A 26,242-nucleotide genomic window follows, 5' to 3' on the forward strand; every position below is an offset into this window, starting at 1 on the left:
CGGCGGGATGCTGCGGGGGAGGGGGCGTCGGCGGCGTGCCGCTCAGCCTTCCAGGTCGGGGATGTAGCCGATGAAGGGCAACTGCCGGTAGGCGTGCGACACGTCCATGCCGTAGCCCACCACGAAATAGTCCGGGCACTTGAAGCCGACGAAGTCGGCGTCGATCTGCACCGCCCGCTTGTGTGGCTTCTCCAGCAGCACGCAGACCATGACGCGCCGGGCGCCGCGCGCCGCCAGCAGGTCCTTCGCGAAGGCGAGGGTGCGGCCGGATTCGAGAATATCGTCGACCAGCAGCACATCGCGTCCGCGCACATCGGAATCGATGTCGCGCAGCACCGCCACCTGACCGGAGGACACCCGCGCATCGCGATAGCTGGACAGGGTGATGAACTCCACCTCCGGCGCCAGCCCGGCCGCGTGCATGGCGCGGATGAGATCGGCGGCGAACACGAAGCTGCCCTTCAGCACGGCGATGACGACGAGCTTGGAGGGTTTGGCGGCGACGATCTGCTCGACCAGTTCGCGGTTGCGCGCGGCGATGGTCTCGGCGTCGAAGAGCACCTCGACATGGGGCGCCACATAGCTGTCCACGGTGTCGACGGCGCCCGGCGCCGTCTCCTGCGGCGGGGTGGGCGCGCGGTCCTGTTCGCTCGGCTTGGTCATCCCTGTCCTCTTCTGGGGGCCCGCGTCCCCCGGGCGTCCTCGGGTCACATTTGGCGGCGCAGGATGAACGCGCAAGGCCCGCGCGTCCAGCGGTGCCTGCCCGATGGGCGGCCCTGCCGGCTGTTGACGCCGCGACGGGCGCGCGGGTGTCGTCCTGCCGGCCGCGCGCGGCCTGTGCTAGGAAGATGCCCGACGAGAATCATTCGCCGGACGGGGGCCCGGCAGCCGAGGGAAGACCAGATTGGTTCGCTTCGAGAATGTCGGGCTGCGCTACGGCATGGGGCCGGAAGTGCTGCGGGATGTCACCTTCGGTATTCCGCCGCACTCCTTCCAGTTCCTCACCGGCCCTTCCGGCGCGGGAAAGACCACGCTGCTGCGCCTGCTGTTCCTGTCGCTGCGGCCCACGCGCGGGCTGATCAACATTTTCGGCCGCGATGCCGCCAAACTCGGGACCGATGAGACGGCGGCGCTGCGCCAGCGCATCGGCATCGTGTTCCAGGACTTCCGCTTGCTCGATCACCTGACGACCTACGAGAATGTCGCGCTGCCCTTGCGGGTGCAGGAGCGCGAGGAGGCGAGCTACCGCGCCGAGGTGCAGGAACTGCTGCACTGGGTGGGCCTCGGCGAGCGCATGCACGTGCTGCCCCCGGTGCTCTCGGGCGGCGAGAAGCAGCGCACCGCCATTGCTCGCGCGCTCATCTCGCGCCCGGAAATCCTGCTGGCCGACGAGCCGACCGGCAATGTGGATCCCGGCCTGGCGCGCCGGCTGATGCGGCTGTTCCTCGAATTGCACAAGACCGGCACCTCCGTGCTCATCGCCACGCACGATATCGGGCTTATGGACCAGTTCGACGCACGTCGTCTCGTGCTCAACCAGGGGCGGTTGACCGTCTATGACTGAAGAGCCCAGCAAGGCGCGCCGCGGGTTCGCCGGCCTGTTCATCCGCTCGCGCGGCGAAGCGCATGCCACCGAGGCGCACGTCGGCGGCACCCGTTCCATCGTGCCGAGCGCGACGGTGACCGGCAGCGCGCTTATCGCCGTGGTCGCCATCATGACCTTCCTGGCCGGCATCACCATTGGCAGCGTCGCGGCGGTGCGCTCCATGGCGGCGGACTGGAGCTCGGATATCGCCCGCGAGACCACCATCCAGATCAAGCCGGGCGACGGGCTCGACATGTCGGCCGCGCTGGCGCAGGCCGTGCAGGTGGCGCAGGCCACGAGCGGCGTCGCCAGCGCCCGCGCGCTCGACGAGAAGGAGACGGCGGCGCTGCTGGAGCCGTGGCTGGGCTCCAGCCTCGACATCGCCAACCTGCCGGTGCCGCGGCTGGTGGTGATCCGGCTCGCGCCGGGCGCGGGTGCCGACACGCTGGCGGCGCTGCGCACGGCGCTGGCCGCGCAGGTGCCCTCCGCCAGCCTCGACGACCACCGACGATGGTCCGAGCGCCTCGCTGCCACCGCGCGGACCGTGGTGGCGATCGGGCTCGCCGTGCTGGCGCTGGTGGGCGCGGCGACCGTGCTCTCGGTGGTGTTCGCCACCCGCGCGGCGGTCGATGCAGCGCGGTCCATCGTCGAGGTGCTGCATTTCGTCGGCGCGCGGGACGGCTTCATCGCAGCCGAGTTCCAGCGCCATTTCCTCAATGTCGGGCTGGTCGGCGGGCTGATCGGGGGCGGGTCGGCCATGGCGCTGTTCTTCATTGGCAGCACCCTGCCGGGCTGGCTGGGGATCGGCGGGTCGGGCGATACGCTGATCGGTGCCGTCTCGCTGGATGCGCGCGGCTATGGCGGCATTGTCGGCATTTCGGTGCTGGTTGCGCTGGTGACGGCCATCACGTCGCGGACGACGGTCTATCGCACCCTGCGCGGCATAAGCTAGGCTCGTGCCCGTGTCGGACCAGCCCTCGCCAGAACCCGTCCCCCTGCCACGGCGGCGACGCCGGGTGGTTTTCATCGCCTGCGCGGTGGGGGCCGTCGTCGCGGCGCTGCTCGTGGCGTTGCTGGCCGGCTTCGGCGTGTTCGTCGCGTCGCTGGCGCGGGAATCCGGCCCGCTGCCGCCCCCGGCCGACGGCATCGTCGTGTTGACCGGCGGGGCCGACCGGATCACCGATGCGACCATCCTGCTCACCGAGCAGCGCAGCCGGCGCCTGCTGATCACCGGCGTGCATCGCGACACGACGCTGGCGGAAATCAGCCGCACCGTCCCGGCGACCGAGAAGGCGCTCAGCTGCTGCACGGAACTCGGACGCTTCGCGCTCAATACGCGCGGCAATGCCATCGAGGCGGCGGTGTGGGCGCGCGCCAACGGCTTCCATTCGCTCATCGTGGTGACGTCCGCCTGGCACATGCCGCGCGCGCTGGTCGAGCTGCGCCGTGCCATGCCGGAGATCGCGCTGGTGCCTTACCCCGTCATCGCGCGCAGCCAGCGCGAGCCGAACTGGCAGAGCCGGCTCGCCACCGGGCGGCTGCTCTTCGCCGAATACGTCAAGTTCCTCGCCGCTTATGTCGGCATCGGCCCTTGGCCTGCGCTGGCCTCCGAGACCGAGCTCCTGCGCAGGTCGGGCGCGTCCTGACCGCTGAAGCGTCTCGAATGGGCACGCGCCCGGTCACCCGCGAGTGGCGGGAACCTCGGGGCGCTTGCGTGCATTTGTCTGAAGCGCGTTCATCCATCCGAAAGGCTGTCGCGCTTTGGTGTTCTCGGAGCTATTGACGCGGCTCGCGGATGTTCTAGATTTGTTCTCATGATGACACGCGATCTTGTGCCCAGTGATTCGCTGACCGATGAAGGGCCTCTCAGCGCGGCTGATTCGCCGCTGGCGCGGCGTTTCCGCCTCTGGCGCGGCCCGGATGGTCGCCGGCAGGTATTTTCGGTCTATGCCGCCGAGGATGCGCCGGATTATCCGGACGCCGTGGCGATCGCCGTGCGCCATGTCGGCGGGCGCCGCGTGCCGCTCTGGACCGGCCCGGCCGGCATCAAGGCGCGGGTGGCCGCGCGGGCCGTGGGCGCGCAGGAGATCCACCTGCGCATCCTTCCCGAGACCGTGAGCGGCCCGCTCGCGCCCTTGTGATCGAGCGCGGGGGCGGGTGCCGGGCTTTCACAGCCGCTCCATCAGCCAGCGCATTTCGGGATCGCGAATGCCGAGTTCGTCGAGATGGCGCAGCGTGGCGGCGACATAATCACCATTCGGCCCGCCCACCCCGTGCCCCTGCCGGATGAGGTGCAGGCGCTCCTCCCGGGTGAGCGCGCCGGCATATTGGGCGTGGCCGCGATCGACCAGGAACACCACGGCGGGCACCACGCGGGCGCTGCCGTCCTTCAGCCACACCCGCCGCACCGCCTCGCGATAGACCGTCGTCACCTGTTCGCGTTCGCGCAGATAGGCCAGCGTCGCCGCGGCCCGGGCGGGCGCCACGCGGAAGGCGAGGCCGACGCAGGCTCCGCCCTGGTCGAGGCCCAGCACCAGCCCCGGCTTTTCCGGCGTGCCGCGCCAGTGGATCGAGGTCACGCACAGCGAACGGTGCGCGCCGATGAGCTTGCCCGCCGCCTTCTCCTCATAGTCGAAGCCGGGATTCCACATCAGCGAGCCGTAGCCGAAAATCCACAGGTCGTTCGGGGCGGCGGGGTCGGCGGTCATTTGGGGGGCAGCGCTCGCAGGTGAGGGGAGGTGGAGACGGGGAGGCGCCGGGAGAAAGCCGTCGCCCGCGGCGACACTATGGCGTAAGAGGGCGCAAGACGAGAGAAGCACGCGAGGCGGCGTCTTGCCGCGCGGTGTCTTGTGAGAGGCAGCGTGCGAGCGCCGCCGGGGACGCGCTGTCCCGCCATAAGCGCGCCGCACCGGCATCGGAGCCTCGCCATCCCTGAATCCGAGGAGTTCGCGCATGAGCCCCCCCGCCGCGCCGACCGAGCCGACGCCGCCGTCCCCCGCCGCCGGGGAGCCGCGCCGCGCGCGCCGCTGGCTGATCGCGCTGCCCGTGGGGCTGATCATCCTGGCGGCGCTCGGCTGGACCGGCGCGTGGTTCTATGCCGCCAGTCGCGCCACCGGCGAGATCGACGCCTGGATGGCGCAGGAGGCCAGCAAGGGCCGCACCTGGAGCTGCACCGACCGCCAGTTCGGCGGCTTTCCCTTCCGCTTCGAGCTGATCTGCACGGCGCCGACCGTCACCTTCGCGGGCGAGGGCGTCGGCAAATGGGAGGCCAGCGCCACGCGCGCCCATGCGGTCGCGCAGGTTTGGAATCCCGGGCACATCATCGCGGAGTTCGAGGCCCCCGGCCGCCTCTCCGATATCGGTACGGGACAGGACCTCACCGCCAACTGGTCGCTCCTGCAGGTCAGCGCCGTGGGCACGCGGGCGCGGGCCGAGCGGATGTCGCTCTCGGCCAACGATTATGTGCTCTCCGCCGGCGGCACCAGCCTGTTCGCCGCCAAGCATGCCGAGCTTCATGTGCGCCACACGCCCAATGCCGATGACGGCACGCTCGACATCGCTGCCGGGGTGAAGGGGGCGAGCGGGGCCACATCGGGCGCGGGCGCCCCTCCGCTCGACGGCGATATCGAGGCGACGGTGACGCAGGTGCCCGAATTCCGCGCCATGTCGCCGGCCGAGCGGCTGCGGCTGTGGCAGGCGGCGGGCGGGCGGGTGAACCTCCTGGAGGCGCGGGTAAGCGCCGGCGGCGGCGCGCTCGCCGCGACCGGGCAGATCGGTCTCGACGCGCTGAACCGGCCGGACGGCAAGATCGACCTGCAGCTCGCCAATGCGCCGGCCCTGATGAACGCGCTGGCGGCCAACGGGCTGATGCCGGGCTTCATCGCCAGCCTCGCCCCCGTCATGATGGCGGTCGGCATGCCGGGCACGCTCGATGGCGCGCCCGCCGCCAGCTTCCCCTTCGTGTTCCGCAATGGCCGCGTGGCGCTGGGCATGCTTCCGCTCGGCAAGGTCGGCCCGCTCTACTGAGAACGGCCGCCGTCCATCGGGACGGCGGCCCTCTCTCGCCCGCGCGGTCAGACCGCGAAGATGGTCGCTCCGGTGTCGGCGGTGCCGACAGCCGCGCGGAACGCGGCGAACAGCTCGCGCCCGACCCCCACATGCGACGGCGCGAGATTGGCCGGCGCCGGCGCGCGCTCGGCCCACACTTCCGCTTCCACCAGCACGGTGAGCGTGCCGGCCACCGCGTCCACCCGCACCAGATCGCCGTCGCGCACCAGCGCGATCGCCCCGCCATCGGCGGCTTCCGGCGTCACATGGATGGCGGCGGGCACCTTGCCGGAGGCGCCCGAGAGCCGGCCATCGGTGACGAGAGCGACCTTGGCGCCGCGGTCCTGCAGCACACCGAGCGGCGGCATCAGCTTGTGCAGCTCCGGCATGCCATTGGCCTTCGGCCCCTGGAAGCGCACCACGGCGACGAAATCGCCGGTGAGCTTGCCGGCCTTGAAGGCGGCCTGTAATTCCTCCTGGCTGTGGAACACCCGGGCCGGCGCCTCGATGACATGGCGTTCCGGCGCGATGGCGGAGGTCTTGATCACCGCCTTGCCGAGGTCGCCCGAGAGCAGCCGGAGCCCGCCGGTCGCCTGGAACGGCGCCCGCGCGCCGCGCAGCACCGCCTCGTCGCCGCTCTCCGGCGTGCCGTCGCGCCAGTCCAGCGCGCCATCCTCACGGAGCACGGGTTCCTGCACATAGGCATCGAGCCCGCCGCCCCAAACCGTTTCGACGTCGGCATGCAGCAGGCCGTCGCCGATCAGCTCGCGGATGACGAAGGCCATGCCGCCGGCGGCGTGGAAGTGGTTCACATCGGCCTTGCCGTTGGGATAGACGCGACAGAGCAGGGGGGTGACGTCGGCAAGGTCCGAAAAATCGTCCCAGGTCAGCTTGATGCCGGCCGCCGCCGCCATGGCGACGACATGCATCGTGTGGTTGGTCGAGCCGCCCGTGGCGTGCAGGCCGACCACGCCGTTGACGAAGACCCGCTCGTCCAGCATGCGCCCGACCGGACGATAGTCATTGCCCAGCGCGGTGATCGCCATGGCGCGCTCGGCCGCCGCGGTGGTGAGCGCGTCGCGCAGCGGCGTGTTGGGGTTGACGAAGGAGGCGCCGGGCAGATGCAGGCCCATGATCTCCATCATCATCTGGTTGGTGTTGGCGGTGCCGTAGAAGGTGCAGGTGCCCGGCCCGTGATAGGACTGGCTTTCGGCTTCCAGCAGCGCGTCGCGGCCTATCTTTCCTTCGGCGAACAGCTGGCGGATCTTCGCCTTCTCGTCATTCGGCAGGCCCGAGGTCATCGGTCCCGCCGGCACGAACACCGCGGGCAGATGGCCGAAGGACAGCGCGCCGATGACGAGGCCGGGCACGATCTTGTCGCAGATGCCCAGGAAAACGGCAGCGTCGAAGGTCTGGTGCGAGAGCGACACGGCGGTGGAAAGCGCGATGACGTCGCGCGAGAACAGCGAGAGCTCCATGCCGGCCTCGCCCTGGGTGATGCCGTCGCACATGGCCGGCACGCCGCCCGCCACCTGCGCCACGCCGCCCGCCCGCCGCGCTGCCGCGCGGATCATCTCGGGGTAGGTCTCGTAGGGCTGGTGGGCGGACAGCATGTCGTTATAGGCGGTGACGATGGCGAGGTTGACCCCGGCGCCCTCGCGCAGCATCTCCTTGTCCGAGGGGCCGCACGCGGCGAAGCCGTGCGCCTGGTTGGCGCAGCCGAGCTTGGCGCGGCTGGGGCCACGCTCGGCGGCAAGGGCGATCCGTTCCAGATAGCGCATGCGTGTGTCGTAGGAGCGCCGGACGATGCGTTCGGTGACTTCACTGACGCGGGCGTTCACGCGGGACGAAAGGGCGTCGGCCATGCGGCTCTCCTCAGAAAAGGCGTCGACCGGCCGGGGCCGGCCGGTCGTTGGGGGAAGCGGCGCCCCGGCGGCGCCGCCGTCGCGGATGGGCTCTACGGGCACCAGTAGATGGCGAGCGGGCGCGCGGCCCGCAGCACGGCACGGATCGGCATGTCGGTGGCGGGGCCCTCGCCCAGCGCCTTTTCCAGCACGGGGCGCTTGGCCGCGCCTTCAATATGGAGCGCCAGCGCATCGGCGCCCAGCAGCACCGGCAAGGTGAGGGTGATGCGCGGCTCGCCGGCATCGGGCGCGTGCATCGGCAGCAGGCCGAGCGCGCCGTCCGGGTCCAGCGCTTCCGCGAGATGGTCGCCGCCGGGGAAGAAGGAGGCGGTATGTCCGTCATCGCCCATGCCGAGCACGGCGCAAGCGAGCGGCCAGGCGAGGTCCTCCAGCGCCTCGTTCACCGAGAACAGCCCGGCCTCCGGCGTGGGGGCGTCATTGGCCAGCGGTACGAACCGTGCCGCCGCGGCCTTGCCCTTCAGGAGATGCTGGCGCACCAGCCGGGCGTTGGAGCGCTCCGAGGTTTCGCGCACCCAGCGCTCGTCGACCAGCGTGATGCCGACCTTCTCCCAGGACAGGTCGCGGGTGGAGAGTTCCTCGAAGAAGCGCGTGGGCGTGCGTCCGCCCGACACGGCAAGGCTCGCCAGCCCGTCGCGCGCGATCCGCGCCTGAAGCGCGTCGGCGACGAAATCCGCCAGCGCATGGGCGAGCGCAGCGCCATCGGGCAGTTCGTGCAGCGTGTGGCTCACGGTTCTCTCCAAACCTCGGCGCGCCGGCAGGGCGCCGTTCCGGAATTTTCTGGCGCCTGCCGCGCCACGTCGGATTCCAGCCCCGTTGCTCTCCCCATGGAGGAGGGGCCGCGCAGCGGGACGGCGAGGAGGCTATGGCTCCCTCTCCACGGCCTCTCCCCGCCGGGGCGAGGGAGCCGTCCTCCGCGCGACGACAGCATCCCTGAAAACGACGCCCGGCTGAAGGCCGGCCTCCAGCGCACGAGTGCGCCGTCTTCCAGCCATAGGCGCTGGTCAGGCGCCGTCTTCCAGCCATAGGCGCTGGTCAGGCGCCGTCTTCCAGCCATAGGCGCCGATCAGGCGCCGTCTTCCAGCCACGTGCGGCCGTCGCGCTCGATGAGGGCGATGGAGGCGGAGGGTCCCCATGTGCCGGCCGTGTAGGGGCGCGGGGCCTCCTTGGCGTTGCGCCAGGCCTGGAGGATCGGATCGACCCATGTCCACGCCGCCTCCACCTCGTCGCGGCGCATGAACAGGGTCTGGTTGCCGCGCACCACGTCGAGGATCAGGCGCTCATACGCATCGGGATTGCGCACCTTGAACGCCTTGGCGAAGCTCATGTCGAGCGGCACATGGGTGAGGCGGATGCCGCCCGGGCCCGGATCCTTGATCATCAGCCACAGCTTGACGCCCTCGTCGGGCTGAAGGCGGATGACCAGCCGGTTGGCCTCCAGCGGCCCGACCGCCTCGCCGAACACCGAGTGCGGCACCGGGCGGAACGCCACCACGATCTCCGAGACCCGCGAGGCGAGGCGCTTGCCGGTGCGCAGGTAGAACGGCACGCCGGCCCAGCGCCAGTTTTCCACCTCCGCCTTGACCGCGACGAAGGTCTCGGTCTGGCTGCGCGAGGAGCCGAGCTCCTCGAGATAGCCGGGCACCGCGCCGCCCGCCGAGGCGCCGGCGCGATACTGGCCGCGCACGGTGACGGACGCCATGTTGTGCTCGTCGATGGGCTTGAGCGCGCGCAGCACCTTCAGCTTCTCGTCGCGCACCGCGTCGGCGTCGAGCGAGTGGGGCGGCTCCATGGCGACCAGGCACAAGAGCTGGAGCATGTGGTTCTGCACCATGTCGCGCAGGGCGCCGGCAGTGTCGTAATAGCCGGCACGCTCCTCGACCCCCAGCGCCTCGGCGACCGTGATCTGCACATGGTCGATATGGCCGTTGTTCCACAGCGGCTCGAACAGCGCATTGGCGAAGCGCAGCGCCATCAGGTTCTGTACCGTCTCCTTACCGAGATAGTGATCGATGCGGTACACGCGCTCTTCGGGGAAGATGCGCCCCACCTGCTCGTTCAGCGCCACGGCCGAGGCGAGGTCCTTGCCGATCGGCTTCTCGATGACCACCCGGCCCTTCTCGGCGAGGCCGTGTTTGCCGAGCTTCTCGCAGATCGGGCCGAACAGGGCGGGAGCGGTGGCGAGATAATAGACCGGGATCATGTCGCCCTGCGCGGCGACCAGGCTCGCCAGATCCGACCAGCCGGGCTCGGCGTCGGCATCGGCCGCGACATAGAGCAGGCGGGCGAGGAACTTCTCCACCGGCGAGCCGTCGAGCTGGCCGGAGGGGATGTGGTCGACCAGAGCCTGATGGGCGAAGGCGCGGAACTCCTCATGGGTGAGGGCGCGGCGCGATACGCCGATAATGACCGCATTGTCGGGAATCTGCCCGTCGAGATCACGATGGAACAGGGCGGGGATCAGCTTGCGCCGGGACAGGTCGCCCGTGGCGCCGAACACCGTCAGCACGAAGGGCGCGACCGGAATCAAGCGACTGGTCATGAAAGACGTCTCCTCATGTCGCCATGGCGCGGGAACAAGCAGTCACGACGAAGCCGGGCCCGGCCATGCCGCCCGTTTCGTCGCCGGCCCGCCTCCGGCCGCGCATACCTAGCAAAAACGATTCCGCAGTGCGACGCCTTCCGGAGACGATCGCGCAGTCTGCCCCTCGGCTGCGGCGGATCGGTGACACGATCCGCGGGTCCGGGCGTGCTGCAGTGCCGCAATATGGCGATGAGGTGGCGGATGAGGTGGCGGAAATCGGGCAGCGCCGGCACGGCCAACTATTGGCCACCGTAGAGGCAAAGAGATGAGGGCCTGTCATTCGCGGCCGCGTCTCTATCTCATCCGTGTGCCGGCATCCGTTCGCGTCGCTTGGCCGTTGGATAAAAAGCGTTATCTGGCAACGGCTTAATTAATAAGGTATGTATTCACACATAATAAATTATTACGTATACCAAAGATGGAATGCCAGATTCATTATTATTGGGATACGTAATACAAACTGTCATTGCACTGCACAATTCGACTTTAGAATTAATGCTTGGCTTCGGCGAAGTCTTGGTACAACTTATTCCACAGAGTAACCGGCAGAGAGACGAAGAAAAACTCGCTGGCTATCGTGGCTTCGCCCGGCCCGGGAGGCGGGAGCCGGAGTCCAATCAGAAGAGCCGACCGAAAAAAGATCGGCAGTTCGCCAGAACCCTTTGGGAAGGAAACGCCAAATGAAACATTTCAACGCTTTCGGCCTCGGTGCCGTTGCGGCGCTCGGTATGACCGCCCTGTCGATGCTGCCGGCATCGGCGGCCTGGGAGCCGACCAAGCCGGTCGAGTTCATCGTCCCGGCGGGCACGGGCGGCGGCGCCGACCAGATGGCCCGCACGCTTCAGGGCATCATCGCCAAGCACAGCCTGATGTCGACGCAGCTCGTCGTCATCAACAAGTCCGGTGGCGCCGGCGGCGAAGGCTTCCTTGATGTGAAGAATGCCAAGGGCAACCCGCACAAGATCGTCATCACCCTGTCCAACCTGTTCACCACCCCGCTCGCGACGGGCATTCCCTTCAACTGGAAGGACATGACCCCGGTCGCCATGCTGGCGCTGGACGAGTTCGTGCTGTGGGTGAACGCGTCCGAGCCCTACAAGACCGCGGGTGACTATGTCGCCGCGATCAAGGCTGCGCCGGACGGCACATTCAAGATGGGCGGCACCGGCTCCAAGTCGGAAGACCAGATCATCACCGTCGCCTTCGAGAAGGCCGTCGGCAAGAAGATGACCTACATCCCCTACAAGGGTGGCGGCGAAGTGGCCGTGCAGCTTGTCGGCGGTCACATCAACTCGTCGGTCAACAACCCGATCGAGGCCGTCTCCCAGTGGCGCGGCGACAAGGTCCGCCCGCTCTGCGTGTTCGACTCCAAGACCCTTCCCTACACGGACAAGATCCTCGGCGACCTCTCCTGGTCCTCGGTTCCCACCTGCGTTTCCTCGGGTGTGGACGTCGAATATCTGATGCTGCGCGGTATTTTCATGCCGCCGGGCGTGACCGACGAGCAGGTCGCCTATTTCGTCGATCTGTTCAAGAAGGTCCGCGAGACCCCGGAATGGAAGCAGCTGATGAAGGATGGTGCGTTCAACCAGACCTTCATGGCCGGTGCCGAGTTCAAGACCTGGCTTGAGGGCGCCGAGGCGACCCACAAGGGCCTGATGCAGGAAGCCGGCTTCATCGCCGGCAACTGACGGGACGGCCGCGGTCGACAAGCAGACCGTTCGCGCCCTCGCATCGTGACGACCTTCGCCGCGGCTGGCTTCAGCCCCGCCGCGGCGAAGGCGCACGGCGCCTCACTCAGCGTCTGAAGCGCCAAACCTTGAAAATGCGTCGATCCACGGCTGACGGGGGAGATCCCCGCCGGACGGCCGACGCGTGAAAAAGTTCCGGAGTGAAACAATGCAACAAGCACCCCACGGCGCGGGATCGGGGCCGACCCAGCGCAATGCCGAGATCGGTGTCGCCGTTCTGACCCTGCTCTTCGGCCTGATCGTCATCTATGGCAGCACTCTGGTCGGCATCGGCTGGGGGTCGGATGGGCCGCAGGCGGGCTTCTTCCCGTTCTATGTCGGCCTGATCATCTGTGGCTGCAGCATCATCAACCTCTTTCAGGGCCTGCGCGAGAACCCCACGGAGCTGTTCAGCGAGTGGAGCCAGCTCGGCCAGGTTCTCCGGGTTCTTATCCCGACCGCAATCTATGTCGCGCTGGTGCCGTTCTTCGGCATCTACGTGCCGTCGGTGATCCTGATCGCCGTGTTCATGAAGTGGCTCGGCAAATACGGCACGCCGCTCACCCTGGCGGTGGCCCTGGGCGTTCCGGCCTTCTTCTACATCACGCTGGAGCGCTGGTTCCTCATCCCCTTGCCGAAGGGGCCTCTCGAGGCGTGGCTCGGACTCTGACCAGACAATGAGGAAAAGGGGCCGGCTGACGCCGCCCAAGGGGAAGCGCCCATGTTCGAGAATTTCATCAATCTCTACCACGGCTTTCATATAGCCGCCGACCCATTCAACATCCTTCTGATGGCGGTCGGCATCCTGCTCGGTGTCATCATCGGCGTGCTGCCGGGCCTCGGCGGGGCCAACGGCGTCGCCATCCTGCTGCCGCTCACCTTCTCGATGTCGCCCACCTCGGCGATCATCCTGTTGACCTGCATCTATTGGGGCGCTTTGTTCGGCGGCGCCATCACCTCGGTTCTGTTCAACATTCCCGGCGAACCCTGGTCCGTGGCGACGACCTTCGACGGTCATCCCATGGCCCGCAACGGCAAGGCCGGCGAAGCGCTCACGGCGGCGTTCACCTCGTCCTTCGTCGGCGCTTTCGTCGCCGTCATCATGATCACGCTGATCGCTCCGCTGGTCGCGCAGTTCGCGTTGCAGTTCGGGCCCGCGGAGAAGTTCGCGGTCTACTTCCTCGCCTTTGCCTCGTTCGTCGGCATGAGCAAGGAACCGCCCGCGAAGACCATCGTGTCGATGATGATCGGCTTCGCGCTCGCCGCGGTCGGCCTCGACATGGTGACCGGTCAGCTTCGCCTGACCTTCGGCTCCACCGAACTGCTCAACGGCTTCGACTTCCTCATCGCGGTCATCGGCCTGTTCGGCATCGGTGAAATCCTGCTCACCATGGAAGAGGGTCTGGAGTTCCGCGGCAAGGCGGCCAAGATCGATCCGCGGATCGTGTGGAAGACCTGGAAGACGCTGCCGAAATACTGGGCGACCTCGTTGCGCTCCTGCATCATCGGCTGCTGGATGGGCATCACCCCCGCCGGCGCCACCCCGGCCTCCTTCATGGCCTATGGCGTTGCCAAGCGGATCTCCAAGAATGGCAAGAACTTCGGCAATGGCGAGATCGAGGGCGTCATCGCGCCGGAGACCGCCGCCCATGCCGCCGGTACCTCGGCCATGCTGCCCATGCTCGCGCTGGGCGTCCCCGGTTCGCCGACAGCTGCCGTTCTGCTCGGCGGCCTGCTGATCTGGGGTCTCCAGCCCGGCCCGATGCTGTTCGTCGAACAGTCCGAGTTCGTGTGGGGCCTCATCGCCTCCATGTACCTGGGCAACGTCGTCGGCCTCATCCTCGTCCTGACGACGGTTCCGCTGTTCGCCTCGATCCTGCGCATCCCCTTCTCCATCATCGCTCCGGTGATCCTGGTGATCTGCGCGATCGGCGCCTACACGGTGAACAACAACGTGTTCGACGTCATCATGATGCTGGTGTTCGGCGTACTCGGCTACGTGCTGAAGAAGACCAACTACCCGCTGGCGCCGCTGGTTCTGGCCATCGTGCTCGGCGACAGCGCCGAAGAGGCTTTCCGCCAGTCGCTGCTCTCCTCGGGTGGCTCGCTCGGGATCTTCTTCTCCAACGGGCTGGTCAGCACGATCATGGGTATCGGCCTGATCGCCGGGCTGTGGCCGGTGCTGCAGATCGTGCTGAACCGGTTCCGCCGGGTCGCGCAGCCGGCGTGATCGATGGGACGGGCGGCGTTCCTTGCCGCCCGTCCTGTTGACTGAAGGCTGTTGTCGGAAGTCTGTCGTTGCAAGACGCCCGTCCGGTCGACGACAGTTCCAGAGTGGACGCCAGATCCGGGCTTGATCCGGGCCCGGACTGCCGTCCCGCCGCGATCCCGGTCGCGGCGATCCTTTCAAGAGCCGGCGCCATGCCCCCGGGATTTTCCGGCGGGCATGGCGCCATGCCCATGCGAAGAGCGGCACGGCTGCTCCCCGCCGGCTCCCTCGCCCCCCGGAGAGCGGAGATCGGGCAAAACGGGCGCCTGGGCGCCGCGCGGCCGCCCGGCGAAGAAGGCGGCACGCGAGCGTCGGGCGATACCGTACGGGAACGGGGTATGGGAGGGATTGCCAATGTTCTGCACCTACAAGCTGCAAGCCCGGCGCCGGGGGATTCCGCGGTCCGGCCCGGGTCCCGCGACGCCGCAGCGGGGGGTGCGAGCGTGATGATGAGTGCCGACACCACCATCCGCCGCATCAATGGCGGGGCCGCCAAGCTTTCGGTGGCGCCGCTCGAGGACACCTCGACCTTCAAGAACCGCGCCTATAGCGCTCTCAAGGAGGTCATCGTTTCGCTCAACATCTACGACCAGCCGCACGAGGTGCGTCTGGACGAGCGCCAGCTTGCGCAGAGCCTTGGGGTCAGCCGCACGCCGGTGCGCGAGGCCATGGCCCAGCTGGAGCGCGAGGGCTTCGTCCACTCGGTGCCGCGTCGCGGCATCTATGTGGTGCGCAAGACCAAGCGCGAGGTGATCGAGATGATCCAGGTCTGGGCGGCACTGGAGAGTCTTGCCGCCCGGCTCATCACCCAGCAGGCGAGCGACGACGAGATCGCGCGGCTGCGACACATGTTCGCCTCCTTCGAGGAAGACCAGCACACTCCGCATGCCCGGCTGGACGAGTATTCCGAGGTGAACATCCAGTTCCACCAGACGATCATCGCCATGGGGGGGAACGGGATACTGGTCAATCTGGCCGAGAACCTGTTCACCCACATGCGCATGATCCGCCGCAAGACGATCGGCGAGGAGGATCGGGCCGACCGTTCGATCCAGGATCATCTCGCCATCATCCAGGCGCTGGAGGCGCGTGACGCCGAACTGGCGGAGACGCTGGTGCGCAACCACGCGCTCGGGCTGGCCGAGCACGTCGCCCGCTTCGCCGACTATCTGGAGTGAGGTGGGCCGCCTCGCGCGGCGCCGGATGAACCTGACAGCCGGCGGGCACCACGGGCCCGCCGGCTTTGTCGTGCCCGGCCGGTGTTGCGCGGTTGCACGCCGGCGCGCAGGCGTGAGCTCACCCGTGCGCGGCTCGTTGCACCCCGGACATGATTCCGCTACGCAGAAATACGAGGGGCCAAGCTTAGCCCCGATCCCAAACCCGATCATCCTTCGCGCCCGCAGGAGAGCCGAGCGGCATGCTGCGCACCTTGACCGATTTCATCTCCGAGATTGCCGGCGGTGGCCGCGAGAGCACCTTCGCCGAGAACGACTACCGGCTGGCCGCAGCGGCGTTGCTGGTGCATGTCGTGACGATTGACGGCGTGGTGGGCGACGACGAGATGGCCAGGCTGCGTGGCATCCTGGGCCGCCGCTTCGAGCTTGGCGAGGACGATGCCGGGCGGCTTCTGGAGGCGGCCATCGCCCGCGACGCGGAAGCTGTCGACCTCTATGCTTTCACCAGCGTGCTCAACCGGGCGCTGGATGAAGAGGGGCGCAAGCGCATTGTCGAGATGATGTTCGAGGTGGCCTATGCCGATGGTGGGCTCACCGAATTCGAGGACAATCTCGTGTGGCGCGCCGCGGAGCTGCTGAATGTGAGTTCGCGCGACCGGGTGCAGCTGCGCAAGAACGTGCGCGACGCGGCCGGCGAGGAATAAGCCCGGTTGCGGTCTTGAGGCGGCCGGAATCTGGCGTCATCCTTGCCTGTCGGGTGAGACGAATCGCTCGTTGAAGGTCAGCTCACGAAAGATGCCGCTTCCCGTCCTGATCGTGCTTCACCAGGAACATTCCTCCCCCGGACGGATCGGGCGGCTGCTGACCGAGCGTGGCTATCGGCTCGACCTGCGTCGTCCTTGCCTGGGCGATCCGCTGCCGGCGACGCTGGCGGGGCATACCGGCGCCATCATCTTCGGCGGGCCGCAGAGCGCCAATGACTGCCATGATTACGTGCGGGCGGAGATCGACTGGATCGGCGTGCCGCTGAGCGAGGGCAAGCCTTATCTCGGCATCTGCCTCGGCGCCCAGATGCTGGCGCGCCATCTCGGCGCCGGCGTCGCGCCGCACCCGCAGGGGCTGGTGGAGATCGGCTATTATCCCATCCGCGCCACACATGCGGGCCGCGCGCTGCTCGGCGGCGCGGCGGAAGAGCCGCCGCCCTGGCCGGATCACGTCTATCACTGGCATCGCGAGGGCTTCGAACTGGCCGCCGGTGCCGAATTGCTGGCGGAGGGCGAGGCCTTTCCCAACCAGGCCTATCGCTATGGCGAGAACGCCTTCGGCATCCAGTTCCACCCCGAAGTCACCCACCACATGATGTGCCGCTGGACCGTGCATGGCGAGGCCCGCATGGACCTGCCGGGCGCCCGCCCGCGCCGCGCGCATTTTCTCGACCGCCTGCAGCATGACGGCCGCATCCGCCTGTGGCTCGATGCTTTTCTCGACCGATGGCTGGCCAGCGGGCCCGCCGCGCCCGCCTGGTGACGGGTTTCACCGCTCTCGTGACGTTGCCAGCCAGATGGGGGGGATCGATCAGATCCCGCCGCTTGATCGCCACGTCGATCCTGCGGCGTCGATCCTGCGGCGGGATGCGACGGCGGGATGCGACTATCCTGCGGGCGCGCGGATCGACGGGCAAAACGAAACGCCGCGACCCGACTTGTTCGGGGCACGGCGTTTTCAGCATCAAACGTCTCGCCGGCGCAGGTATCGCATGCGCAGGTCCGGCAGCGTCAAGGCGCGGGGCGCCTCGCGTCGCCTCACGCGACCTTCGCTTCAGGCGACCTTCTTGCGGCCGCGCGGCTTGGGAGCGGGCACTGCAGGCTTCTTGCGCTGCTGGCCGAGGCCCATCTTCTTGGCGAGATTGGAACGCGCTTCAGCATAGCTGGGGGCGACCATCGGATAATCGTTCGGCAGGCCCCACTTCGCCCGGTATTCTTCGGGCGTCATGTTGTACTTGGTCCGCAGATGGCGCTTGAGCGACTTGAACTTGAGGCCGTCCTCAAGGCAGATGATAAATTCCGGCGTGACCGACTTCTTCACCGGTACGGCGGGCTTAAGTACCTCTTCCACCACCGCCGGGGCCGGGGCGGAAAGGCGAAGCAGAGCGCCATGAACCTTGGCAATCAGATCGGGAAGCTCCGTGGCGGGCACCGAATTATTGCCGACAAAGGCGGCCACGACATCGGCGGTAAGGCCGAGATAGTCCACAGGTGAGCTATCCTGTTCCGACATTTATTTTCTCCATGGCGAACTTCCACTGATTTAACACCGTCCTTGCGAAGGTCAATAAGCAAGAAAAGAAAAACGGCGTCCGCGACAAGTTAAAACCTCGCGAGCCTGTTGCGGATCAGCACGATCGGACAGGCAGACATGATTTAAGGTTGTGTCAGGTCGAAGTCTTCAGGCGTCGACCGGATCGGCCGGTGAGTTGGTATACCAACCCGCGGCCTGCCGTCACGGCATAGTCATCTTGCGATGATCTATTCAAGTGTAAAGGATTGGCCAATGCGGCGGAACTGCAAGACTCGCTGAACAAATGGCCGGCTGTCGTGTGCCGGCCACTGTCGCGGAACAATCACAAGTATATATGATCGAAGAAGGCACGCTCCAACGCGACGGCGCGGCCGAACAGGGACGCGGCGGCGGCGCGGCCCGTCTCATCCGCGTCCGCTCCCGCCCGATCGAGTTCACCGCGCAGCCAGATCACAAATGCGCGAAACCCGTCATTATTGTGCAGCGTGATCCATTCCGCGTGGATGAAATCGGTCGGAAGCACGGCGCCGGGGCGGTCGGCCCAGTCCAGATACAGCCATTCGGCGACGGTGAGCACGGCAAGACAGCACGCATAGTCGCGCGTCTGGGCGGCCTCGCGCATCAGCGCCTGGAAGCGCGCGGTCGGCGCGGCGATGGCGGGCTGGCGGCGCTCGGCCTCAGCGACGCCCAGCGCGTCGAAGCCGCGCTGGAAATAGGTGTTCTCGTCGCTGGTGATCATTGCCGCGAACTGGGCGAAGCGGATGCGCGATTCATAACGGTCGGCGGTGGCGATCGCCATGCCGAGCAGCGCGACGAAACCATCGATGAACTGATAGTCCTGCGTCAGGTAACGGCGCATGATATCTGCAGGCACGCTGCCGGCAAAGATCTCCTCGACGAAGCGATGCTGGCGCGCCGCGTTCCAGTTCTCGGCATTGGCCTGTTTCAAAGCGTCGCTGAAGGTTTGCCCTGAGTGATTCGCCATCGATCGTCTCCCGCTGGTTCGCGGGCTGTATGACCGCATGCGCTTGGGCCGTCGAGCCACGCACGTGCCTGCGGCGCGTCAACTTCCGAGGGTCACGTGCGGCGCGTTACATGCGAGGCGTTACATGCGGATCGTCTGTCCACCGTCAACCACGAGTACATGCCCGTTGACGAAGGACGCCTCGTTCGAGGCGAGGAAGACGGCGGCCGCGCCGATCTCCGGCGGATGCCCCCAGCGACCGATGGGCACGCGGATGTCGACGAAGGCGGAGAACTCGGCGTTGGCCACCAGCGACTGGTTGGTCTCGGTGGCGAACATGCCGGGGGCGATGGCGTTGCTGGTGATGCCGGCGCGGGCATAATCCACCGCCAGCGCCCGCATCAGCCCGGTGAGGCCCGCCTTGGCGGCGGTGTAGATAGGATCGTTGCGGTTGGCGATCTGCGCGGCGATCGAGGTGACGGTGATGAGCCGTCCATGGCGGTGACGGGCCATGATCTCGGCCGCCTCGCGCGCCAGCAGTGTCGGCCCGATCAGGTCGGTGGCGAAGAGGGCTGTGGCCTCCTCGGGGGTGAAGTCCCGCAGCGGCCGGCGGTCGCGCGCGCCCACATTGTTGACCAGGATGTCGAGCCGGCCGAACCTTCCGGCGATCTCCGCGATGGCCGCGCGCCCGGCTTTGAAATCGGCCACATCGAACGCCGCCCACGTGACCTGCCGCCCGGTGGCGGTGCCGATCGTCTCGGCGGCGGCGGCGAGGCGCGCCTCGTTGCGCCCGTTGAGGACCACGTCCGCCCCCGCCTGCGCCAGCGTCTTGGCCATTTCAAACCCCAGCCCGCGGCCGGCACCGGTGACGAGGGCGGAGCGGCCGGCGAGCGAGAAAAGCGCGGGTGTCGGGGTCATGCGATTGTCCGGGATGGCGGTCGCCGAGGGGGTGTCGTCCGCGGGAGGGGGCGGATACGGCGTGCGAAACGACAGGCTGCATCGTGTTTCGCCCAATTCGATGGCAGGAGCCACCCGCTTTCGCCGGCTTGACAGAAAGAGCCGCATATCTGTACCAAATGGTACATACAAAACCGATCGGTACACATATGCGCCATTATTTTCATCGCCACCAGCCACCCCATCATCCGCACATCGCCGTGCTCGCCGGCATCGGCGCGATGGTGGCGATCGGCGTCACCGGCGCGCTGAGCTTCTATGCCGGGGCGCCCCTGCTGATCGCCCCGTTTGGCGCGAGTTCGGTGCTGCTGTTCTCGGTGCCGGCGAGCCCGCTCTCGCAGCCGGCCAACGTGGTCGGCGGCCATGTGGTGGCGACCGCGGCGGCGCTGGCGCTGCACATGGTGCTGCCGGGCACGTGGTGGGCGGCGGCGATCGCGGTCGGCGTCGCCATCGCGCTGATGGCGCTGCTGCGCATCACCCATCCGCCGGCGGGCGCGGACCCGCTGCTGGTCTTCGCCAGCGATCCGGGCTGGGCCTTCCTCATCATGCCGGTCGGCCTCGGCGCGGTGGCGCTGGTGGGGATCGCGGTCATCTTCCACCGCCTCACCCGCACCACCTATCCCTTGAGGATCCCCTGATGGCCCGTCTCGTCGCCGAGCGCGCGGACATCGTGCCGGCGCTGGGCGAACTGTTTCGCACCCACGGATACCAGGGCACCAGCCTCGCGCTCATCAGTGAGCGGACGGGATTGGGCAAGGGCAGCCTCTATCACTTCTTTCCCGGCGGAAAGGAGGAGATGGCGCAGGCCGTGCTCGCCGATATCGACGGCTGGTTCGAGCGCGAGATCTTCGCTCCCCTGCGCGCCAGCGAGGGGGAGTGCGAGACGACGGCGGGCGCGCGGATCGCCGCCATGTTCGCGGCGGTCGACGCCTATTTCCGCTCCGGCCGGCGCGCCTGCCTTGTCGGCACCTTCGCGCTCGGGCAGGTCCGCGAGCGCTTCACCGTGGTGATCGACGGTTATTTCTGGCGCTGGCAGGTGGCGCTGGCGGGGGCGCTGGCTCGCGCCGGCGTGCCCGCCCATGAGGCGAGCGGCATTGCCGAGGAGGTGCTCGTCGGCATTCAGGGCGGCATCGTGCTGGCGCATGCGCGCGACGATTCCGAGGTGTTTCGTCGCACGCTGGAGCGGCTGCGGGCCCGTTGTCGGCTCGCCCCCTGAGCCTTTGCCGGCTTCTCTCCTGTCCTGTGATGATGCCTAATGGCGCGGGTCGCGCGCGTGCGGCAGCCGGCTACCGGTTTCTGGCATCGGTTTCGCATGGTTCGAGACCGGGCCGGGTGAGAGCCGGGGCCGCTCAGGCAGGGGAGGGGACGGAATGGCGCTTATCCGCAACAGCTACGGCAAGGGCCGGGTGCGCATCATGCGTGTGAAGCGCGACAGCGCGCGACACGAGGTGCGCGAACTCACGGTCGAGGTGCTGCTGACCGGCGCGTTCGATGGGTCCTACACGGAAGGCGACAACCGGTCGGTCATCGCGACCGATTCGATCAAGAACATCGTCAACTTCCTGGCCCGCGACCATGTCGGCGCGGAGAACGAGGTGTTCGCCGGCATCCTCGCGCGCCATTTCCTCGACCGTTACGCGCATGTCAGCGGTGTGAGCGTCACCGCCAGCGAGACCAAATGGTCGCGCATCGTGATCGAGGGGGCGCCGCACGATCATGCCTTCGTGCTGGACGGCAATGGCCGGCCCACGGTGAAGCTCACCGCTACCCGCGAGGGCACCACGCTTTCCTCCGGCGTCAGCGGCTTCACCTTCCTCAAGACCACGCAGTCGGCCTGGGAGGATTACTGGTTCGACGAGGCGACCACGCTGAAGCCGACGCCCGACCGCCTCTTTGCCACCGCCATGGATGCCTCCTGGCTGTGGTCGGGCGTGCCGGGCTCCTATGAGAGCGCGAACCAGGCCGTGCTCGATGCCGCGCTGAAGGTCTTCGCCACCACGTTCAGCCCCGGCGTGCAGAACACGCTCTATCTCATGGGCGAGGCGGTGCTCGCGGCAGTGCCGGACATCCGCGAGATCAGCATCGCCTGCCCCAACAAGCATTACCTGCCGATCGACCTCTCACCCTTCGGCCGCGCCTTCGACGGTCAGGTCTTCACCCCGACCGACGAGCCGCACGGCCAGATCACGTGCACGATCGGGCGTGGCTGAGGCACGGACAGGCTCACGGGGGCAGGCTTTTGGATCTCAACTCGGTCACGGCCATCGTGCGGCCGCGCGCGCGCAGCGAATTCGCCCCGCCAGGGGCGGGAGACGCCATACTCGGCGGCGGCACCTGGCTGTTCTCCGAGCCGCAGCCGGGGGTGCGGCGGCTGATCGACCTCACCGGCCTCGACTGGCCGCCGCTTGAGGCGAGTGCTTCGGGACTGTCCATCGCCGCCACTTGCACCGTGGAGCGGCTCTATGGCTTCGAGCTGCCGCCGGACTGGCGCGCCGCCGGGCTCATCGCCGCGTGCTGCCGCTCCTTTCTCGCCTCGTTCAAGATCTGGTCCATGGCTACGGTGGGCGGCAATCTCTGCCTCGCGCTGCCGGCCGGGCCGATGATCTCGCTCTGCGCGGCGCTGGAGGGAACCTGCGTGATCTGGCGCGCGGAGGGCGGCGAGCGGCGCGTGCCGGCGATCGATTTCGCGCGCGGTCCGCTCGACAACGCGCTGGAGCCGGGCGAGGTGCTGCGTGCCATCGAACTGCCGGTCGAAGCGCTGCGCCGGCAGGCCGCCTTCCGTCGTGCCTCGCTCACCCCGCTCGGGCGCTCCGGCGTGCTGCTGATCGGAACGCTGGCGCCCGACGGCCGCTTCGCCCTCACCGTGACGGCGGCGACCCGCCGGCCCGTGCAACTGCGCTTCGAGGCGATGCCCGGCGCGGGCAAACTCGCCTCGCAGCTCGCGGCGGCGATTCCCGACGCGCTCTATTATGACGACATGCATGGCCGCCCGGACTGGCGCCGCCACATGACGCGCGAACTGGCGGAAGAGATCCGCGACGAACTGGCGGAGGGTGCCGGGTGACGTTTCGCGTCAATGGCGTGTCATACGAGGTGGCGCCCCGGCCGGGGCAGTGCCTGCGCACCTTGCTGCGCGAACTGGGCTGGTTCGGCGTCAAGAAGGGCTGCGATGCCGGCGATTGCGGGGCGTGCACCGTGCATGTGGACGGGCGCCCGGTGCATTCCTGCCTGTTCCCGGCCTTTCGGGCGGAGGGCCATGCCGTCACCACCATCGAGGGGCTGGCCGATACGGTCGAGGGGCCGGGCCTGCACCCGATGCAGCAGGCCTTCCTCGAGGCGCAGGGCTTCCAGTGCGGCTTCTGCACCGCCGGCATGGTGATGACCGCCGCCGCGCTCGACCAGGCGCAGATGCGCGACCTGCCCGCCGCGCTCAAGGGCAACCTGTGCCGCTGCACCGGCTATCGCGCCATCGCCGACGCCGTCGAGGGCCAGTGCGCCGTCGAGCCGGACGCGGCCGGCGCGTCGGTCGGGCGCAGCCTGCCAGCGCCGGCCGGGCCGGCCATCGTCACCGGCGCGGCGCGCTACACCATGGATGTGGCGCCCGAGGGAGAACTCGCCGGCCTCACCCACATGAAGATCCTGCGCTCGCCGCATCCCCATGCGCGCATCCTGCGAATCGACACGGCGGCCGCGCTGGCGGTGCCGGGCGTCGTCGCGGTGCTGACGCATGAGGACGCGCCGGCGCGGCTGTTTTCCACCGCGCGCCACCACCACGCCACCGACGATGTCGACGACACCCGCGTGCTCGACACCGTGATGCGCCACGTCGGCCAGCGCGTCGCCGCCGTCATCGCCGAGACCGAGGCGGCGGCGGAAGCCGGCTGCGCGGCGGTCAACGTGGACTATGAACGGCTGCCGGCCGTGTTCGATGCGCAGGCGGCGATGGAGCCGGGGGCGCCGCGCGTGCATGGCGACAAGGGGCCGCAATCGCGCATCGCCGATCCCGCGCGCAATCTCGTCGCCGAACTGCAGGGCGGGGTCGGCGATGTCGAGGCGGGCTTCGCCGCGGCCGATATCGTGCACGAGGCGACGTACATGAGCCAGCGCGTGCAGCACGCGCATCTGGAAACGCACGGCGCCATCGGGTGGCGCGATAGCGAGGGCCGGCTCGTCATCCGCACCTCCTCGCAGACGCCCTTCCTCACCCGCGATGCGCTGGCCACGCTCTACGACCTGCCGCGCGAGGCGGTGCGGGTGTTCACCGAGCGGGTGGGCGGCGGCTTCGGCGGCAAGCAGGAAATGCTCACCGAGGACATCGTGGCCCTTGCCGTGATGAAGACCGGCCGGCCGGTGAAGCTGGAATATACAAGGCCCGAGCAGTTCGCCTTCTCCACCAGCCGGCACCCGATGAGGGTGGGGGTGAAGCTCGGCGCCACGCGCGAGGGGCGGCTCACCGCCATCGCGCTCACCATGCTGCTCGATACCGGCGCCTACGGCAATCACGGGCCGGGGGTGATGTATCACGGCGCGGGCGAGTGCATCGCGCTCTATCGCTGCCCCAACAAGAAGGTCGAGGCGCGGGCGGTCTATACCCATTCCCTGCCGAGCGGGGCGTTTCGCGGCTATGGGCTGAGCCAGACCATCTTCGCGGTGGAATCGGCGATGGACGAGCTGGCGCGCAAACTGGGCCTCGATCCCTTCGCCTTTCGCCGGCTCAACGTCATCGGCCCGCAGGACGAGATGACTTCGACCGGCGGCGGCGCGCATGATGTCGAGATGGGCAGCTATGGGCTCGACCAGTGCCTCGACTGGGTCGAACAGGCGCTCGACGCGCCGGGTCGCGAGGCGCTGCCGGGGGATTGGCTCGTCGGGCGCGGCATGGCGGCGGCGATGATCGACACCATTCCCCCGCGCGGCCATGTGGCGCAGACCCGCCTCGTGCTCGGCGCGGGGGGCGGCTTCGACCTCTTCACAGGCACCGCCGAATTCGGCAACGGCACCACCACGGTGCACCGGCAGATCGCCGCCACCGTGCTGGGCGTGCCGGTGGCGCACATCCAGGTGCGCCAGTCCGACACGGACATCGTCGCCCATGATACCGGCGCCTATGGTTCCACCGGCACGGTGGTGGCGGGCGAGGCGACGCGCCGCGCGGCGGTGCAACTGGCGGCGGCGATCCGGGCGGCGGGGGCGGCGCGCCTCGGCGTTTCGCCCGACAAGTGCCGCATCGAGGCCGATGTCCTGCGCGCCGGCGTCCAAACTCTGCCGCTGGCCGCGCTGGCCGCGCTGGCGCCGCTGGAGGCGCGCGGGGAGGCCGAGGGCTCGCCGCGCTCGGTCGCCTTCAACGTGCAGGGCTTCGAGGTCGCGGTGCATCGGCGCTATGGCGAAATCCGCATCCTGCGCTCGGTCCATGCCGCCGATGCCGGCACCGTCATCAACCCGATGCAGTGCCGGGGGCAGGTGGAGGGAGGCGTGGCGCAGGCGATCGGCGCCGCGCTCTACGAGGATCTGATGCTGGACGGGCAGGGCGCCGTGACCAACCCCAGCTTCCGCGGCTATCACATCCCCGCCTTCGCGGACGTGCCACGCACGCAGGTGTTTTTCGCGAAGACGCATGACAGCGTCGGCCCGCTCGGCGCCAAGTCGATGAGCGAGAGCCCCTATAATCCGGTGGCGCCGGCGCTCGCCAATGCCATCTTCGATGCCACGGGCGTGCGCCTGCGGGCGCCGCCCTTCAAGGCGGACACGCTCTACGCGCTTCTGCCGACCGAACCGAGCGAGGACTGAACATGGTGGACCGCATCAGCCTCGACACTCTCAACGGGCTCGACCCGGCTGGCTTCGTCGCGGCGCTGGACGGCATTTTCGAGCACGCCCCGTGGGTGGCCGAGGACGCGGCAATCGAGCGGCCCTTCGCCGGCATCGCCGATCTCCACGCCGCGCTGATGGCGGCGGTGTGGGCGCGGCCGGAGGGCGAGCAGGTGGCCTTCGTCGCCGCCCATCCGGACCTCGCCGGCAAGGCCGCGCGGGCGGGCGACATCGCGCCCGCCTCGGTGTCCGAACAGGCGGGGCTCGGCTTCGACCGATTGTCGGACGGGGAGTATGAGCGCTTCGAGCGGCTGAACGGCGCCTATCGGGCGCGCTTCGGCTTTCCCTTCGTCATCTGCGTGCGCCGGCAGACGCGCGACGCCATCCTCGCCGCCTTCGAGCGGCGCCTCGCCCATGACCGGCCGACCGAGCTTGCCACGGCGCTGGCCGAAATCGGCTACATCACCCGCCTGCGCCTCGTCGAGCGAGTGGAGGGCCCTGGCGCGCCGCCGGTCGCGGGCCGGCTGTCGACCCATGTGCTCGATACCCACAAGGGTGGGCCGGCGCAAGGGGTGCGCGTCGAGCTCTATGAGGTCGGCGCCTCCGGGCGGGCGCGGCTGAAGGAGGCGCACACCAATGCCGACGGGCGCACCGACGCGCCGCTCCTCGGCGGGGTGCCGCTGCGCGCGGGCACCTATGAGCTGGTGTTCCATATCGGCGCCTATTTCGCCGCGCGGGGGCTCGACCTGCCCGGCCAGCCCTTTCTCGGCGAGGTGCCGGTGCGCTTCGGCATCGATGCGCCCGAGGGGCACTATCATGTGCCTCTGGTGGTGACGCCGTGGAGCTATTCCACCTATCGCGGCAGCTGAGGCGCCGGCGTTTCCGCGCGGCGGAAGGACCCGC

General features: G+C 68.5%; 25 protein-coding genes. 17 read left to right on the top strand and 8 right to left on the bottom strand.

Translation table 11 applies throughout. From position 1 onward, the window contains the following. Positions 1-42 precede the first annotated feature (42 nt). Positions 43-663 (bottom strand): hypoxanthine phosphoribosyltransferase, encoded by a 621-nt coding sequence (hpt, locus tag FHS55_RS07415; RefSeq protein WP_246339917.1) that lies wholly within the window; start codon positions 661-663, stop codon positions 43-45. Between the two features lie 241 nt (positions 664-904). Here hpt and ftsE point away from each other — a divergent pair, with 241 nt between their 5' ends. From ftsE to FHS55_RS07435, 4 genes are all read left to right on the top strand, one after another. After that, positions 905-1,564 (top strand): cell division ATP-binding protein FtsE, encoded by a 660-nt coding sequence (gene ftsE, locus FHS55_RS07420; RefSeq protein ID WP_183189050.1) that lies wholly within the window; start codon positions 905-907, stop codon positions 1,562-1,564. Beyond that, positions 1,557-2,537: a cell division protein FtsX gene (locus FHS55_RS07425; protein WP_183189051.1), complete on the top strand. Its 981-nt coding sequence runs from the start codon at positions 1,557-1,559 to the stop codon at positions 2,535-2,537. The genes ftsE and FHS55_RS07425 overlap by 8 nt, the downstream gene beginning before the upstream one ends. A gap of 64 nt (positions 2,538-2,601) precedes the next feature. Next, the gene (locus FHS55_RS07430; protein ID WP_343056043.1) at positions 2,602-3,231 is read left to right on the top strand and encodes a YdcF family protein; all 630 of its coding nucleotides are present in this window, start codon (positions 2,602-2,604) and stop codon (positions 3,229-3,231) included. Between the two features lie 168 nt (positions 3,232-3,399). Continuing rightward, positions 3,400-3,726 (top strand): hypothetical protein, encoded by a 327-nt coding sequence (locus tag FHS55_RS07435; protein ID WP_183189053.1) that lies wholly within the window; start codon positions 3,400-3,402, stop codon positions 3,724-3,726. Positions 3,727-3,753: 27 nt separating this feature from the next. Here FHS55_RS07435 and FHS55_RS07440 read toward each other — a convergent pair whose 3' ends face one another. Beyond that, on the bottom strand, positions 3,754-4,293 hold the full coding sequence (locus FHS55_RS07440) for a gamma-glutamylcyclotransferase (protein ID WP_183189054.1): 540 nt from the start codon (positions 4,291-4,293) through the stop codon (positions 3,754-3,756). Between the two features lie 244 nt (positions 4,294-4,537). On the opposite strand from FHS55_RS07440, the gene FHS55_RS07445 reads away from it, so the two are divergent. Next, complete coding sequence (locus tag FHS55_RS07445; RefSeq protein WP_183189055.1) at positions 4,538-5,611, top strand: DUF2125 domain-containing protein; 1,074 nt, start codon at positions 4,538-4,540, stop codon at positions 5,609-5,611. A gap of 47 nt (positions 5,612-5,658) precedes the next feature. On the opposite strand, the gene edd is transcribed toward FHS55_RS07445, so the two are convergent. The 3 genes from edd to zwf all read right to left on the bottom strand — a co-directional run bounded on the left by edd (position 5,659) and on the right by zwf (position 10,096). Next, entirely contained in the window at positions 5,659-7,497 is a 1,839-nt protein-coding gene (gene edd, locus FHS55_RS07450; RefSeq protein WP_183189056.1) for a phosphogluconate dehydratase, read from the bottom strand. Positions 7,498-7,589: 92 nt separating this feature from the next. Beyond that, positions 7,590-8,285, bottom strand: a complete 696-nt coding sequence (gene pgl / locus FHS55_RS07455; protein ID WP_343056045.1) for a 6-phosphogluconolactonase — start codon at positions 8,283-8,285, stop codon at positions 7,590-7,592. Positions 8,286-8,620: 335 nt separating this feature from the next. After that, on the bottom strand, positions 8,621-10,096 hold the full coding sequence (gene zwf / locus FHS55_RS07460) for a glucose-6-phosphate dehydrogenase (RefSeq protein ID WP_183189057.1): 1,476 nt from the start codon (positions 10,094-10,096) through the stop codon (positions 8,621-8,623). 722 nt (positions 10,097-10,818) lie between these two features. Here zwf and FHS55_RS07465 point away from each other — a divergent pair. From FHS55_RS07465 to FHS55_RS07490, 6 genes are all read left to right on the top strand, one after another. After that, the gene (locus tag FHS55_RS07465) at positions 10,819-11,829 is read left to right on the top strand and encodes a Bug family tripartite tricarboxylate transporter substrate binding protein (protein WP_183189058.1); all 1,011 of its coding nucleotides are present in this window, start codon (positions 10,819-10,821) and stop codon (positions 11,827-11,829) included. A 208-nt stretch (positions 11,830-12,037) separates the two neighbouring features. Further along, positions 12,038-12,538, top strand: a complete 501-nt coding sequence (locus tag FHS55_RS07470; protein ID WP_183189059.1) for a tripartite tricarboxylate transporter TctB family protein — start codon at positions 12,038-12,040, stop codon at positions 12,536-12,538. Between the two features lie 51 nt (positions 12,539-12,589). Next, entirely contained in the window at positions 12,590-14,098 is a 1,509-nt protein-coding gene (locus FHS55_RS07475; protein WP_183189060.1) for a tripartite tricarboxylate transporter permease, read from the top strand. A 485-nt stretch (positions 14,099-14,583) separates the two neighbouring features. Then, entirely contained in the window at positions 14,584-15,315 is a 732-nt protein-coding gene (locus FHS55_RS07480; protein ID WP_183189061.1) for a GntR family transcriptional regulator, read from the top strand. Positions 15,316-15,554: 239 nt separating this feature from the next. Continuing rightward, complete coding sequence (locus FHS55_RS07485; protein ID WP_183189062.1) at positions 15,555-16,016, top strand: tellurite resistance TerB family protein; 462 nt, start codon at positions 15,555-15,557, stop codon at positions 16,014-16,016. A gap of 70 nt (positions 16,017-16,086) precedes the next feature. Continuing rightward, positions 16,087-16,839 (top strand): glutamine amidotransferase, encoded by a 753-nt coding sequence (locus tag FHS55_RS07490; protein ID WP_281379565.1) that lies wholly within the window; start codon positions 16,087-16,089, stop codon positions 16,837-16,839. Positions 16,840-17,130: 291 nt separating this feature from the next. Here FHS55_RS07490 and FHS55_RS07495 read toward each other — a convergent pair whose 3' ends face one another. From FHS55_RS07495 to FHS55_RS07505, 3 genes are all read right to left on the bottom strand, one after another. Beyond that, on the bottom strand, positions 17,131-17,589 hold the full coding sequence (locus tag FHS55_RS07495; RefSeq protein WP_183189064.1) for a Ros/MucR family transcriptional regulator: 459 nt from the start codon (positions 17,587-17,589) through the stop codon (positions 17,131-17,133). A gap of 343 nt (positions 17,590-17,932) precedes the next feature. Next, positions 17,933-18,655 (bottom strand): TenA family protein, encoded by a 723-nt coding sequence (locus FHS55_RS07500; protein WP_343056046.1) that lies wholly within the window; start codon positions 18,653-18,655, stop codon positions 17,933-17,935. 60 nt (positions 18,656-18,715) lie between these two features. Then, positions 18,716-19,492, bottom strand: coding sequence for an SDR family oxidoreductase (locus tag FHS55_RS07505; RefSeq protein ID WP_183189065.1), 777 nt, complete (start codon positions 19,490-19,492; stop codon positions 18,716-18,718). Positions 19,493-19,680: 188 nt separating this feature from the next. On the opposite strand from FHS55_RS07505, the gene FHS55_RS07510 reads away from it, so the two are divergent. From FHS55_RS07510 to uraD, 6 genes are all read left to right on the top strand, one after another. Further along, positions 19,681-20,169 (top strand): HPP family protein, encoded by a 489-nt coding sequence (locus FHS55_RS07510; RefSeq protein ID WP_183189066.1) that lies wholly within the window; start codon positions 19,681-19,683, stop codon positions 20,167-20,169. After that, the gene (locus FHS55_RS07515; RefSeq protein WP_183189067.1) at positions 20,169-20,747 is read left to right on the top strand and encodes a TetR/AcrR family transcriptional regulator; all 579 of its coding nucleotides are present in this window, start codon (positions 20,169-20,171) and stop codon (positions 20,745-20,747) included. Before FHS55_RS07510 ends, FHS55_RS07515 begins: the two co-directional genes overlap by 1 nt. Before the next feature lie 154 nt (positions 20,748-20,901). Then, positions 20,902-21,741 (top strand): factor-independent urate hydroxylase, encoded by an 840-nt coding sequence (gene pucL / locus FHS55_RS07520; RefSeq protein WP_183189068.1) that lies wholly within the window; start codon positions 20,902-20,904, stop codon positions 21,739-21,741. 29 nt (positions 21,742-21,770) lie between these two features. Next, positions 21,771-22,595, top strand: a complete 825-nt coding sequence (locus FHS55_RS07525) for an FAD binding domain-containing protein (protein ID WP_183189069.1) — start codon at positions 21,771-21,773, stop codon at positions 22,593-22,595. After that, a complete protein-coding gene (locus tag FHS55_RS07530; protein WP_183189070.1) occupies positions 22,592-25,318 on the top strand; it encodes a molybdopterin cofactor-binding domain-containing protein in 2,727 nt (908 codons plus the stop codon). The genes FHS55_RS07525 and FHS55_RS07530 overlap by 4 nt, the downstream gene beginning before the upstream one ends. 2 nt (positions 25,319-25,320) lie before the next feature. After that, on the top strand, positions 25,321-26,208 hold the full coding sequence (gene uraD, locus FHS55_RS07535; protein WP_183189071.1) for a 2-oxo-4-hydroxy-4-carboxy-5-ureidoimidazoline decarboxylase: 888 nt from the start codon (positions 25,321-25,323) through the stop codon (positions 26,206-26,208). The last annotated feature ends 34 nt before the right edge of the window (positions 26,209-26,242 follow it).

Origin of the sequence: Ancylobacter tetraedralis (assembly GCF_014195655.1) — a bacterium.
Lineage (GTDB): Bacteria > Pseudomonadota > Alphaproteobacteria > Rhizobiales > Xanthobacteraceae > Ancylobacter > Ancylobacter tetraedralis.

Coding starts and splice junctions, on each gene's coding strand:
- FHS55_RS07470 (WP_183189059.1), top strand. CDS start 12,038: ATGCAACAAGCACCCCACGGCGCGGGATCGGGGCCGACCCAGCGCAAT.
- FHS55_RS07485 (WP_183189062.1), top strand. CDS start 15,555: ATGCTGCGCACCTTGACCGATTTCATCTCCGAGATTGCCGGCGGTGGC.
- FHS55_RS07480 (WP_183189061.1), top strand. CDS start 14,584: ATGATGAGTGCCGACACCACCATCCGCCGCATCAATGGCGGGGCCGCC.
- FHS55_RS07465 (WP_183189058.1), top strand. CDS start 10,819: ATGAAACATTTCAACGCTTTCGGCCTCGGTGCCGTTGCGGCGCTCGGT.
- FHS55_RS07435 (WP_183189053.1), top strand. CDS start 3,400: ATGATGACACGCGATCTTGTGCCCAGTGATTCGCTGACCGATGAAGGG.
- FHS55_RS07505 (WP_183189065.1), bottom strand. CDS start 19,492: ATGACCCCGACACCCGCGCTTTTCTCGCTCGCCGGCCGCTCCGCCCTC.
- FHS55_RS07425 (WP_183189051.1), top strand. CDS start 1,557: ATGACTGAAGAGCCCAGCAAGGCGCGCCGCGGGTTCGCCGGCCTGTTC.
- FHS55_RS07475 (WP_183189060.1), top strand. CDS start 12,590: ATGTTCGAGAATTTCATCAATCTCTACCACGGCTTTCATATAGCCGCC.
- edd (WP_183189056.1), bottom strand. CDS start 7,497: ATGGCCGACGCCCTTTCGTCCCGCGTGAACGCCCGCGTCAGTGAAGTC.
- zwf (WP_183189057.1), bottom strand. CDS start 10,096: ATGACCAGTCGCTTGATTCCGGTCGCGCCCTTCGTGCTGACGGTGTTC.
- FHS55_RS07440 (WP_183189054.1), bottom strand. CDS start 4,293: ATGACCGCCGACCCCGCCGCCCCGAACGACCTGTGGATTTTCGGCTAC.
- FHS55_RS07495 (WP_183189064.1), bottom strand. CDS start 17,589: ATGTCGGAACAGGATAGCTCACCTGTGGACTATCTCGGCCTTACCGCC.
- pucL (WP_183189068.1), top strand. CDS start 20,902: ATGGCGCTTATCCGCAACAGCTACGGCAAGGGCCGGGTGCGCATCATG.
- uraD (WP_183189071.1), top strand. CDS start 25,321: ATGGTGGACCGCATCAGCCTCGACACTCTCAACGGGCTCGACCCGGCT.
- hpt (WP_246339917.1), bottom strand. CDS start 663: ATGACCAAGCCGAGCGAACAGGACCGCGCGCCCACCCCGCCGCAGGAG.
- FHS55_RS07515 (WP_183189067.1), top strand. CDS start 20,169: ATGGCCCGTCTCGTCGCCGAGCGCGCGGACATCGTGCCGGCGCTGGGC.
- FHS55_RS07445 (WP_183189055.1), top strand. CDS start 4,538: ATGAGCCCCCCCGCCGCGCCGACCGAGCCGACGCCGCCGTCCCCCGCC.
- FHS55_RS07510 (WP_183189066.1), top strand. CDS start 19,681: ATGCGCCATTATTTTCATCGCCACCAGCCACCCCATCATCCGCACATC.